Source organism: Acidovorax soli (assembly GCF_900107605.1).
Classification (GTDB): domain Bacteria; phylum Pseudomonadota; class Gammaproteobacteria; order Burkholderiales; family Burkholderiaceae_C; genus Acidovorax; species Acidovorax soli.
In genome coordinates, this window is the sequence record NZ_FNQJ01000004.1 from 234,045 (window position 1) to 246,438 (window position 12,394).

At 61.5% G+C, this 12,394-nt stretch carries 9 protein-coding genes and 1 pseudogene; 8 read left to right on the forward strand and 2 right to left on the reverse strand.

The window, feature by feature from the left end:
• The first annotated feature begins 17 nt into the window (after positions 1-17).
• Genes BLW02_RS05670 through BLW02_RS05680 form a run of 3 tightly spaced genes read left to right on the forward strand, consistent with a single transcriptional unit; the run spans position 18 to position 3,453 of the window.
• Entirely contained in the window at positions 18-1,916 is a 1,899-nt protein-coding gene (locus tag BLW02_RS05670; RefSeq protein ID WP_092697393.1) for an ABC transporter permease, read from the forward strand.
• Complete coding sequence (locus BLW02_RS05675) at positions 1,913-2,704, forward strand: ABC transporter ATP-binding protein (protein ID WP_092697394.1); 792 nt, start codon at positions 1,913-1,915, stop codon at positions 2,702-2,704. Before BLW02_RS05670 ends, BLW02_RS05675 begins: the two co-directional genes overlap by 4 nt.
• The gene (locus tag BLW02_RS05680; protein ID WP_244273622.1) at positions 2,701-3,453 is read left to right on the forward strand and encodes an ABC transporter ATP-binding protein; all 753 of its coding nucleotides are present in this window, start codon (positions 2,701-2,703) and stop codon (positions 3,451-3,453) included. Before BLW02_RS05675 ends, BLW02_RS05680 begins: the two co-directional genes overlap by 4 nt.
• A gap of 39 nt (positions 3,454-3,492) precedes the next feature.
• Here BLW02_RS05680 and BLW02_RS05685 read toward each other — a convergent pair.
• A pseudogene (locus tag BLW02_RS05685) lies at positions 3,493-4,218 on the reverse strand (ATP-binding protein); the annotation flags it as partial.
• Between the two features lie 36 nt (positions 4,219-4,254).
• Here BLW02_RS05685 and BLW02_RS05690 point away from each other — a divergent pair.
• The 5 genes from BLW02_RS05690 to BLW02_RS05710 all read left to right on the forward strand — a co-directional run bounded on the left by BLW02_RS05690 (position 4,255) and on the right by BLW02_RS05710 (position 10,338).
• Positions 4,255-4,977, forward strand: a complete 723-nt coding sequence (locus tag BLW02_RS05690) for a TnsA endonuclease N-terminal domain-containing protein (RefSeq protein ID WP_066784501.1) — start codon at positions 4,255-4,257, stop codon at positions 4,975-4,977.
• Positions 4,958-6,904, forward strand: a complete 1,947-nt coding sequence (locus BLW02_RS05695) for a Mu transposase C-terminal domain-containing protein (RefSeq protein ID WP_082759032.1) — start codon at positions 4,958-4,960, stop codon at positions 6,902-6,904. Before BLW02_RS05690 ends, BLW02_RS05695 begins: the two co-directional genes overlap by 20 nt.
• A complete protein-coding gene (locus BLW02_RS05700) occupies positions 6,904-7,800 on the forward strand; it encodes a TniB family NTP-binding protein (RefSeq protein ID WP_067513362.1) in 897 nt (298 codons plus the stop codon). The genes BLW02_RS05695 and BLW02_RS05700 overlap by 1 nt, the downstream gene beginning before the upstream one ends.
• Entirely contained in the window at positions 7,787-8,737 is a 951-nt protein-coding gene (locus tag BLW02_RS20400; protein WP_159433769.1) for a TniQ family protein, read from the forward strand. Before BLW02_RS05700 ends, BLW02_RS20400 begins: the two co-directional genes overlap by 14 nt.
• 470 nt (positions 8,738-9,207) lie before the next feature.
• Positions 9,208-10,338 (forward strand): hypothetical protein, encoded by a 1,131-nt coding sequence (locus BLW02_RS05710; protein WP_139285332.1) that lies wholly within the window; start codon positions 9,208-9,210, stop codon positions 10,336-10,338.
• A 3-nt stretch (positions 10,339-10,341) separates the two neighbouring features.
• On the opposite strand, the gene BLW02_RS05715 is transcribed toward BLW02_RS05710, so the two are convergent.
• Positions 10,342-12,078, reverse strand: coding sequence for a hypothetical protein (locus BLW02_RS05715; RefSeq protein ID WP_139285333.1), 1,737 nt, complete (start codon positions 12,076-12,078; stop codon positions 10,342-10,344).
• Between the last annotated feature and the right edge of the window lie 316 nt (positions 12,079-12,394).

Genomic DNA, 12,394 nt, shown 5'->3' on the forward strand with positions numbered 1-12,394 from the left:
CGCCCGGGTTTGTGCGCATGAGTTTTTCCGGCCTGCTGGTGCAGTTGCTCAACGGGCTGGCCTCGGCCTCGTCGCTGTTTCTGGTGGCGGCGGGGCTGTCGCTGATCTTCGGGGTCATGCGCATCGTCAACTTCGCCCACGGTTCGTTCTTCATGCTGGGCATCTACCTGGCCTATTCGCTGGTGGAACGCCTGGGCGCCATGATCGGTTTCTGGCCGGCCCTGCTGCTGGCCCCGCTGGCCACGGCGGCCCTGGGGGCGCTGGTGGAGGTGGTGCTGCTGCGCCGCATCTACCGCGCGCCCGAGCTGTTTCAGCTGCTGGCCACCTTCGCGCTGGTGCTGGTGATCAAGGATGCCGTGCTGTGGGCCTGGGGCCCGGAAGAGCTTTTCGGGCCGCGCGCCCCAGGGCTGGAGGGGGCGGTGGACATTCTCGGGCGGCAGTTTCCGACCTACGACCTGTTCCTGATGGCCGTGGGTCCGCTGGTGCTGGGCCTGCTGTGGCTGGGCCTGCACCGCACGCGCTGGGGCACGCTGGTGCGCGCGGCCACGCAGGACCGCGGCATGGTGGGCGCCCTGGGCGTCAACCAGGCCTGGCTGTTCACGGGGGTGTTTGCGCTGGGTGCCTTGCTGGCGGGCCTGGCGGGCGCGCTGCAGCTGCCACGCGAGCCCGCCCAGCTCGACATGGACCTGAACACCATCGGCGCGGCCTTCGTGGTCGTGGTGGTCGGCGGCATGGGCTCGATCCCCGGCGCATTCGTGGCGGCGCTGCTGATTGCCGAGCTCAAGGCGGTGTGCGTGTGGGCCGGACTGGTGGAGGTGGGGGGCATCAGCCTGTCGCTGTCCAAGATGACGCTGGTGGTGGAGTTCCTGGTCATGGCCGTGGTGCTGGTGTGGCGGCCCTGGGGTCTGCTGGGGCGGCCGCAGCCGCTGGTGCGCGCGGCGGGCATGGCCGAGGCGCCGCTGCACCCTGCCAGCCGGGGCGTGCAATGGGCTGGCTGGGCCCTTCTGGCCGCGCTGGCCATGGTGCCGCTGCTGGCGGGTGCCTGGCCCTATGCGCCGGTGCTGCTGGTGGACCTGCTGGTGGCGGTGCTCTTTGCCTCCAGCCTGCATTTCCTCATGGGGCCGGCGGGCATGCACTCGTTCGGCCATGCCGCCTACTTCGGGCTGGGGGCCTATGCGGCGGCGCTGCTGGTGCAATCGGCCGCGGTGCCTATGGAGCTGGCCTTGCTGCTGGCACCGCTGGCGGCGGGCATGGGGGCGCTGGTCTATGGCTGGTTCTGTGTGCGGCTGTCGGGCGTGTACCTCACCATGCTCACGCTGGCGTTTGCACAGATCACCTGGGCGTTGTGCTACCAGTGGGATGCGGTCACCGGCGGCAGCAACGGCCTGGCCGGTGTGTGGCCCGCACCCTGGCTGGCCAGCCAGCAGGCCTATTACCTGCTGACGCTGGCCTTGGTGGCAGCGGGTGTGCTGCTGCTGCGGCGCGTGCTGCTGGCGCCGTTTGGCTATGCGTTGCGCGCGGTGCGCGACTCGGCCCTGCGGGCGGACGCCATCGGCATGGATGGGCGGCGCCTGCAGTGGGCGGCGTTTGTGCTGGCCGGCGTGCTGGCCGGCCTGGCCGGGGCCTTGTATGTGTTTTCCAAGGGCAGCATTTCGCCCGAAAGCCTGTCGGTGGGCAAGTCGGTGGACGGCCTGGTGATGGTGCTGCTGGGCGGCGTGCAGACGCTGGCGGGCCCCTGGGTGGGCGCGGCCACCTTCACCTGGCTGCACGACACCGTGGCGCGCAACACCGACTACTGGCGCGCCGTGCTGGGCGGCACCATGCTGGCGCTGGTGCTCATGTTCCCGCAGGGGCTGGCGGGCTTTGCCCGGCAGCTGGCCCTGCGCTGGCAGGCCCGCCGCAGGAGCGCGCCATGAGCCCATCGCCCCCGCTGCTGCAGGTGACCGGCCTGCGCAAGGCCTTTGGCGGCGTGCACGCGGTCGATGGTGTGGATTTCACGCTGGCGCCGGGTGAGATGCTGGCGCTGATCGGCCCCAACGGCGCGGGCAAGTCCACCACGTTCAACATGGTGGGCGGCCAGCTGCGGCCCGATGCGGGCCGCATCCGGTTGGCGGGCGTGGACATTGCCGGCCTGCCGCCGCGCGCCATCTGGCGCCACGGCGTGGGCCGCACCTTCCAGATCGCCGAAACCTTTGCCTCGCTCACCGTGCTGGAAAACGTGCAGATGGCCCTGCTGTCGGCCGACCGGCGCCTGTTCTCGTTCTGGCATCGCGCGCAGGACCACCGGCGTGACGATGCGCTGGCCCTGCTGGCGCAGGTGGGTATGCAGGCCCAGGCAGCGCGCCCCTGCAGCACGCTGGCCTATGGCGACGTCAAGCGGGTGGAACTGGCCATGGCGCTGGCCCATGCGCCCCGGCTGCTGCTGATGGACGAACCCACGGCCGGCATGGGGCCGGCCGAGCGTCTGGCGCTGATGGCGCTCACGCAGCAACTCGCGCGCGAGCGCGCCATGGGCGTGTTGTTCACCGAGCACAGCATGGATGTGGTGTTTGCCCACGCCGACCGCGTGATGGTGCTGGCGCGCGGGCGCTTGCTGGCCGAGGGCTCCCCGCAGGCCATTCGCGACAACGCCCGGGTGCAGGAGGTGTACCTGGGCAGCGGCAGCATGTTCGGCCAGGCAGCGGCGGCCGGGAGCCCGGCGTGACGGCCGCTGTGCTCTCGCCCTTGCTGGAGGTGCAGGGCCTTTCCGCCTGGTATGGCGCCGCGCAGGTGCTGTTTGGCGTGGACCTGCAGGTAGCGCGCGGCGAGGTCGTGGCGCTGATGGGGCGCAACGGCGCCGGTAAGTCCACCACGCTCAAGGCCATCGTGGGGCTGGAGGTGCGCCGGCACGTTCAACCTGGTGGCCAGCTGCGCTTTCTGGGGCGCGACATCGCGCGCAGCGCGCCCTACCAGGTGGCGCGCATGGGCCTCGGCTATGTGCCCGAAGACCGGCGCATCTTCACCGACCTGAGCGTGCTCGACAACCTGGAGGTGGGGCGCCAGGGCGCGCGCCACTGGCCCGACGGCAGCGCCGCGCCGCACTGGACGCCCGAGCGCCTGTTTGCGCTGTTTCCCAACCTGGGCGAAATGCCCCACCGGCCCGGCGGGCGCATGAGCGGCGGCGAGCAGCAGATGCTCACCGTGGCGCGCACCCTCATGGGCCAGCCGCTGCTGGTGCTGCTCGATGAGCCGTCCGAAGGCGTGGCGCCGCTGATCGTCGAGCAGATGGCCCGCACCATCCGCCAGCTCAAGGCCCAGGGCGTGAGCGTGCTGCTGTCCGAGCAGAACCTGCACTTTGCCGAAGCGGTGGCCGACCGCGCCTATGTGCTGGAAAAGGGCCAGATCCGCCACCACAGCAGCATGGCGGCGCTGGTAGCCGACCCGGCGGTGCGGCGGCAGTATCTGGGTGTGTGAGTTGTCATAGCAATGCAGTGAGGGTGTTGCTGCAAGGAATCAGCCCGCGGGCCCGCGCAGCACGCGCCGGTATTGCACGGCCTCGGCCACATGCGCCGCCTGGGTGCTGGCGGTGCCCGCCAGGTCGGCAATGGTGCGCGCCACCTTCAGCGTGCGGTGCGTGCTGCGGGCCGACCAGCCCAGGCGCGCCGCAGCGGTCTGCAGAAACTGCGTGGCGGCGGGCTCCAGTGCGGTGTGGGTGTCGATTTCCTGACCCTGCAGCGCCTGGTTGGTTTTGCCCTGGCGGGTGATGGCGGCCTGGCGGGCGCGGACCACGCGCTCGCGCACGGCGGCGCTGGCCTCACCCGGCGGCGCGTCCAGCAGGTCGCTGGCGGGCAGGGCGGGCACCTCCACATGCAGGTCGATGCGGTCGAGCAGCGGGCCGCTGAGCTTGCCCTGGTAGCGTGCCACCTGGTCGGGTGTGCAGCGGCAGGCGCGCTGCGCCGACCCCAGAAAACCGCAGGGGCACGGGTTCATGGCCGCCACCAATTGGAAGCTGGCCGGAAATTCTGCGCGCCGTGCCGCCCGTGCAATGGTGACGCGCCCGGTTTCCAGCGGCTCGCGCAGGGCCTCCAGGGCGGCGCGGGGAAATTCCGGCATCTCATCCAGAAACAGCACCCCATGGTGGGCCAGCGATATTTCTCCGGGCTGCGGCGGCGAACCCTGTCGATTACAATAATTTATGAGACTTATTCTGTGCGTTTCCCTAAAGCTGACGCCTTGATACACTATTGGCTGATGAGACTGGCTACACAATTTTCTATGACTGATCGCGAAATTACAATAATTGATGTGACTGAATCAGAAAAGGGTGTGCGCAAGATTCCGAGGAGCTATCGCTCCGTGACGGGGCGAGCCCAAGCATCGGGCGAAACCGTGCCGTATGAAAGCACTCTTGAGCGCGACTTCGCCTACTTGGCAGACTTTGATAGCGAGGTCGACACGATCATCAGCCAGCCGTTGTGCATTCGGTATCGAGTTGGTAACGGTCGGCTGCGCCGGTACACAGTTGACTTTCTTCTGAAATTCCGTTCTGAGGACGGGCGCGGAAGGCGCCGTCCGGGGTTGTATGAGATCAAGTACCGTGAAGAGTTGAGGGATCGCTGGAGTGAACTGGAGTTTGGGTTCAGGGCAGCGAGGCAGTTGTGTCGCTCCCGAGGTTGGAGCTTCCGGGTCGTGACTGAGCGACAGATTCGAGGCCCCTACCTCGATAACGTCACTTTTCTTCGTGGCTTTCGCACCTACGACGACAAAGCCGGCTTGGGCCTTCGATTGCTGGAAACGCTGGAGGAGCTGCAGGTCACGACTCCAGGAGTTCTGCTCGCAGCTGCATTCCAGGACTTTGAGAACCGCGCAATGGCTGTGGGGGTGATGTGGCGTCTCCTCACCATGGGATACATAGGTGTCAACCTAGCTTTTCCGCTCAACATGGCGTCAGAAATCTGGTTCGAGGAGGTACTCATAGATGACTCAGATACCAACTGAGACCGTCACAGCATTCGATGTGAGACCCGGTGCCGCGGTTGCCTACAAAAACGAGTTGCATCGTGTATGCGCCGTGCTGTCACTCGATCGGGTGATCGTTCAGCACGCGCAGAATGGTCGTACAGAAAGTGTCCTGCTGGACCATTTGAGACATCCCAACACTGTTCTCGAGTCTTCAGCCGCGAAGGCTGAGCCGCTGCCGGCGCTCGCTGCATTCTCCAAAGCAGAGCAGGACTTGGCAAAAAAGCGCTTGGAGCAGCTTAACGAGCTGATAGGCAAGGACTCGCGAACGCGCGATGACGTGGCACGCGTCGCTGCGACGATGGCTCTGAGCATCGCCTCGGTCTATCGGCTCATCAAAGACTACGAACATGCGGGCTCCCTTGTAGGGCTTATCCCAGGGCAACGAGGTCCGAAGGGCCCGCGCCTACCCGAGCGGGTAGAAGAGATGATCCGAGACATCATCAACGAGTTCTATCTTCAGGACCAGAAGCTCAAAGTAGTGGATGTGTTTCAGGAGCTTGATGAGAGATGCAAGGCTGAAAAGATCAAGCTGCCGCATATAAATTCAGTGCGGAACCGGATCAAAAAGATACCGGCTAAAGAGGTTCACAGAGCAAGAGGTTTCTCGCAGGAGGCCGACAAGTTCACGCCCACGCCCGGCGAGTTTCCCCCCACCAGGAATGTTCTCGGTGTCGTGCAGATCGACCATGTCCATTTGGACATGACTGTCGTCTATTCGGATACGCGTGAACCCTGGGGACGACCCTGGCTGACGCTGGTCATCGACGTCTATACCCGCATGATCGTGGGCTTCTACTTGAGCATGTCGACGCCCAACTCGACGTCAGCCGGCATGGCGCTTGCGATGGGCATGTTGTCCAAAAAGGATTACCTTGCGGAGCTAGATCTGAGCGGTTCCTGGCCAGTTCAGGGCAAGATCCACAAGGTGCACTGTGACAACGCCAAAGAGTTTCGTGGCGCGGTTCTAGAGCATGCTTGCCATGAGCAGCGCATTGACACTGAGTTTCGCCGTGTCAAAACTCCTCGCTATGGGGGCCACATAGAACGAATGATCGGTAACGTCAACATGATGCTTCAGAAGAAGCCTGGAACGACGTTTTCGAATCCGCAAAAGCGAGGCGACTATGACTCCAAAAAGAAGTCTGCCTACACACTGCGTGAACTGGAAGTCGAGATCGCCGACTGGATCGTCAACCATTACCACGTGAGCAAGCATGGCGCGTTGAGGAAGCCTCCGATCAAAGCTTGGGAAGAAGCAATCCTCGGTACGAGCAAAACCCCAGCCTGCGGATTTCCCCAACTAATCACTGATCCGGAAAAACTGATCTTCGATTTCCTGCCGCAGGATACGCGGGTCGTAAGCCCCACAGGGATCCGTATCAACAAGGCCGACTACTTCTCAGAAGTTTTGATTCCCTGGATCAACTACGTCGATCTAAAAACAGGCAAAAAAAAGAAGTTCGTTATCAAGGAGCACCCGAGGCACCGTGATGCGATCTGGTTTCTCGATCCGCAAACAAGGCAGTACTACAGGATTCCTCAGTTCCCTCTTCAGCCTGATACCGACTACGAGAACCAGCTGACTGGCGAGGAGTTCTCTGCTCTGAGGTCGCGCGATGACGCAGCAGGCAAGGCGATGGAAGACACGGAAGCCAAGGCCGGCTATCGCCAGCGCTCCAAGAAACGTGAGGCCGCTTCGGTTGCTACCACCACTGCGGCCAGAAAGGCTGCCCGGTCAGGCAAATCGAGCCAGGCGGGTAAAAAGACTACCAAGCCAAAGCTGCCCGATCGCTCGCAGATCGAGGATCGCATGCTGGGTGGGGTCAACCCTGCGCCCGACCCTTCGGAAATGTTCTCTGGATTCTCCGACGCGCCGGTCCTTCCTTTTAGTACGCGTAGCTAATGGATTTTGCGCATCTTCATTCCGACGCTCAGGCGGTGCTGCAGTCCTCCCTGGAGGATCGCCTCCACTTTGTGCGCAAAGATCGATTCATTGAGTATCCGGCCGCTGAGGCCATCTTGCGAGATCTTGCGGATGTGGTGACCTATCCTCGTGTCCAGCGACCACCGTGCCGAGCAGTGATTGCAGACAGCGACAACGGGAAGACCTCGTTGACCAGCGAGCTTATAAATCGCAATCCGGTGGTTCTGGATGCGACTGGAAACCCCATCACCAAGGTGTTGTGGGCAGAGTGTCCGCCGGCGCCCGATGAGGGCCGCCTGTTCAGCGCGATCCTTACCGCCTTGGACATTCCGCACAGACCCGATGCCGCGCCGGAGCGATTGGAGGCGGTCGTCTCGCAGGAGTTGATCGCCCACCAGACAACTACCCTGGTGATTGATGAGCTGCACGCGATGCTCAATGGAACTGCGCGCAATCAGCGATTGTTCATGGCGGCGCTAAAGCGGCTCTCCAACACGCGCAATATTTCTGTAGTCTGCAGCGGCACCCAGGAGGTAACGCGAGCGCTTGCCACTGATCCCCAGTTCATGACCCGGTTTCAGAAGCTTGCCTTGCCCAGGTGGCAGGCCAATGCGGATTTCCAGCGCTTGCTGGCAAGCTTTGAGATGTACATTCCGTTGCCCAAGCCATCTGGTTTAAGCCAAGGCAAGCTGGTCCAGCTGATCTATACGAAGTCTGCTCGCACCATTGGATCTGTGCGTGCGATCGTGCGGGCAGCCGCAGAGATGGCCCTGCGCGAAGGTGAGAGTCGGATTACCTACGTCCTGCTAGACAAAGCGATAGACGAGCTCGTCAAGCGCCTTCTCAATGGAGGGCGCACCGATGGTGCAATCTAATTCGCTGCTAGCGCCTCACCCGGACGAGTTGTTGGGATCGCTGCTGGCCAGGCGTGCCTGGGCTGCCGCGCACAACCCAGCATCTTTCGTGAAATCCATGGATTTGACACGGGACGTCTGGTCGCGTGATATTGATCGCAGTGTCAATGCGACGTTCTTGGAGAAGTTTGCAGAAGGTCTGTGCATCGGGCGCGCCCAGTTGGACGCCATGACAGTCAACAGCTTTCTTGCACAGTGCGGTGTCCCGGTACAAGCCATCGGCTTCGAGCCTTGGATCACTTATGTCGGCCTTGTTCAGTGGGCGCGCAAGCGCTACGGTCAGATGTATTGCTGCAGGTGTCTAGGCGCCCCGGATCGATATCTCCGCAGGGATTGGCGTATCGCCACGAATTGGTTTTGTCCAGAGCACTCACTACTTCTGCAGGACTGCTGTCCCGAGTGCAGGAAGCCGTTCACACCTTATAGCAATGATGAGCTGGTGTTGGCGCGCTGTGGGCGGTGTGCTGCCAGTCTCTGCGGACGCGAGTCGCTCTCTGTCTCAGGGTGCGATCTGGAGTTGCACGGTCATCTTGAGAGAATTTGGAATGATGCTTTTGCAGGAAAACCCGGGCCGCTCTGCGCCCTGTATCGGCATCTGAGCGAAGTCACCGCACGTGATCCGCGATTCGCCCGTGCAGGTGAGCATTGGAGTTACTGGCGAACTTGGGAGCGCGCTGAGCTCTTGCGCAGCCAGGAGGGCCGCATCATGCGCTTGGCATGTCACCCTTCACGGGGTGCCTTGGTATGGTGCGGATACAACCGAGCCCGCGACGTGCGTGAGAAACCCAAACGGTCGACCTCGATGCCAACCGACCCTCAGGTGCGCGCCCAGTTGCTTCTTGATTTGGCACGCAAGGTGCGCTGGCCGCGTCGCTCGCGAGCGCGCGTATCTCAATAACTATGAATGACAGCGAATATCTGGGCACGAAGCTTGCCAGAGGAAGGTGTGGAGAGTGCGAGCGTGGGATGCAAAAGGCGCACCGCGTGCATCTGGGCGTCAGCTATTGTTCGAACTGCTATCCACGGATTTTCCCTATCCGCACTTGTCACATATGTGGCGGCACAGCGCGCAGCCATCGCGCTGAAGAGCGGCCTGTCTGCCGCAGTTGCAAGCTGAAGGATCAGACGTGCCTTCGCTGCGCAAAACCTACGCCTCGCGCGGCACTGCGTGTCGGCGATCAAGCCGCATGTGCCGTGTGCGCAAGGTACTTCCGATCGGCCAAACCCTGCCAAGTGTGCGAGAAGCCCACGCAGCGCCTTACCCGGGTCAGTGGGATGGAAGCGCTCGGCCGCATGTGTGATCAGTGTGTCCGTGATCAGACCTGTGCGACGTGCAAGCAGTGCTCAAAACACCGCACCGTGTTTCTTATGCTGCTGTCACGCGAGCCATTGTGCAAGGCATGTGCCGAGAACCTGGACGCGACTCACGCCTGTCCTGACTGCGGGGTCACTGTGGGTGGAACGGGCACTGCACGCTGCTTTGCTTGCGGCATCAAACGTGCCAATTGGGTGAAGGCGCAAGCTGCAATTGATTTGATGAGCGATCAACAGGCGCAGCAATTGACACTGTCCTTCGTGGGATGGGCCAACGGCAGTGGCCGGGAGAGCAAGGTGGCTGCGGGCTTCGCTCGCTATGCACAGGCTCTGATGCGTATCGACAACGCCGTTTCAGTGACTGGCGGCGACATCGACGACAAATTCCTGCAGAAGCTGTTCACGACAGAGGAAATCCGGTCGATGGGCATTCTGGCGCAGTACATGAACGAAACTGGGTTGTTGACTGCCAACAACCACGAGCGGCTTCAAACGTCTCTCGAGCGGCTGATCGAGCGTCAATTGCTGGAGGTCGCAGGGAAGTCTTGGGAGTCGGATGTGCGGGGGTTTTATCGCTTCATGCAGGCCAAAGAAAAGCCGCTGTCGCTGCGGAGCATCAAGGTCTATCTGCACGTGGCAATACAGCTTCTGCAACACAGCCAGGTCAGCCGTGCCGCCTACCTGTCCGACACCGCACTGGAGCAGTACCTGAGAAAGTCTCCAGGATCGACGGCCTCGGCCAGCGCATTCGTCTCCTACCTTCGCGCAACTGGTTTAGTCTCGTTGCGTCTTCAGATTCAGAAGAAGGCAGGCCAGCTACCGACAGCGGCGCATCGCGCCAGGGAGGTACGCAGGATTCAGGACCGTCTTGAGCACGTAATACGCCGCCATGAACGGTTGCCGCTGATTGCGAAGCTTGTCTCCATCCTGTTTGGAGCCCGGCTTGAACATGTGCTTCAGTTGCGCATGGACCAGTTGGCGCTCTCTGCGTCAGGAGCAAAGGTGTTCTTGAAGGATGAGTGGGTCGACGCCCCGCAGGAGGTCGCCGCACTGATGCGTGAAATGGCAGCGAGGCCATCATCGGCACAGGAATCCGGTGAGAGTTGGGTGTTTCCCGGACGTATGGCTTCGGATCATTTGAGCACTGCGGCAGTGCAGTACCACCTGGACAAACTCAATGCATGAGTCTCAGGACCGAGGTATACCCGCGAGCTCCTCCATCTTGTCCAGCACGAGCGAAGGCTTGACCATTCCGTCCTGGTAGCGGTGATTGATGGTGCACGTAGCGAAGGCGTCGTCGTTGAGGGCGAGATTTTTAGTTTTCCAGACACCTTTGCCAAGAACCACTTGCTTGAGGAGAGTGTCCAAGGTGGCGGCAGGCAGAGAAGCGTTAGCTTGCATTCGCAAGAGAAGTGCCCGATGGTGCTTTTCGCCCCTGGATTCGGTTTCCAGCCAATAGAACCGTTGTCCATCTGATCGGGTCAATTCGACGACCCAGCACATCCGGGGGCGCTCGTCGACAAAAGCCCAGGATCGGTCTGTCCCGCCTATGTTGGCTGGCATTGCACAGTAGGTGGCTGACGGGGTCTCCACTGAGTTCACAAGTCCATAGTGCGCAAACGAGAGCAAGTGCTTTTTCTGAACCATCAACTCAAAGCACTCTGCCAGCGCGCGAAACCGGTCTTCAATCCGAACTTGGTCTTCGCTGCTGAGCGAGCCTGGTGGTACCTCTCCCTGTCCGCTGCGCTTTCCGGTTCCCACCCTGTTCTTGCGCGGCGTTCGTTTGCGCTTGGGCTTGTCTGGGTCGTACGGTAGGGTTTTGATGGAAATGACCCGGCGACCTAAAGGCTCCAATTCACTCCACGTGTCCTGGATGCCTATGTGGAGCGCTCTTCCAATGGGCCGCACGTCCTGTGGCCTGGAAATGACCGGTGGATCATCTTCATCTGGCTGTGAATGTGGCGATGGCTCGACTGGGCCCGTGGGAGCCTCCGGTTCAGATTTCGGAATGATCTGCTGCGTCAGGCGAGTGATGGGGTATGCAAGCTTGGGGAACTGCGCATCGTGGATCCAAAGTACAAGCACTCCTCCGCCGGGGAGCGGCTCACCCATGAATGAAACCCGCATTTCCTGGTCCTTCCATGGTGGCCAGGCTTCGATCCATGGAGAGTCATCCCTTCGTCTAACAGCATTGAGAATCCTGACGTATATCTGGGCGGCTTGGGTGAGCGCGTGAGGAGACGTCTGAAAAAGTGCTATCGCACGGCATGCCACATTGCTCAAGCTCACCAGAGGCTCTATTTCGAAATCGCCTTCCTCCGTAACCCGTGTGGTTTCCAGGTTGACCAAGTTGCCAACTTCGCTGGCCCAGGCGCCACTCACGAGGGCGTTGGCTAATTCAGTGGTGACCCCAAAGAAACGACGGAAGATTTCGTGGCAGGGGATGTAAATGTGTAACCCCAATGCAGTTTGTCCGTAGAGGACCGGCATACCAGCCACACTGATTCTCCGCCCTGCAGCGTCAGTTCCTGTCAGAGGCCAGTCTTTGGAACCGAGGGATAAGTCCGTCGACAGACCCAGGGCACCTACCGTAGTCAGCTGCCATGTTTGCTGGGGCAGGTCAGCGTCTCGCACTTGTACCCAGTTTTGAAGGTCGTCCGGCTGAAGTGTCCGATCGCGCCAGAAGGAACCTAGGATCAGGCTGGGGATTGAGCCGGCAGCCTCGTCGATCACCAGAAATTTGATCGAACCGTCATCCCGGCGCGCGTAGATGGCGTCTCCAGTCGCCAACTCTTCCATCTCTGCGAGATACACCATTACACGCCGTGTTTTCTCGGGCGTCGGGGATGGGTATTTCCGGCCCGTGGCGATCAAGCGGTACAGGCGCCCATCAACAGGGAAGCGATCAAAACTTGCAGAACTCACGCGGTCAGAGAGCCCTTTGCGGGCGGTTAGGTTGCAAGACAGCCACGCTGGCTAGCCGTATGGTTATATCTATCAATTTTTCACGCCAAGAGTTTATGCGACTGGCGGGGAGACCTGATCCACTAGATCTCGCTTCACTGCTAATGGGGGTCTCCTCGTTTTCAGTGCAATAAGTGACGGTACGCAAAGCTAGCACTGGCGCGGGGGTGGTCTGGGTAGACCGTTGATTTCATTGACTTTCCTGTTCGCTTTGTAAACGGGTATGGTGGCCTCCCACTTTTGAGGTTCACGATGCAGGGTTGGCACACAACGTTTT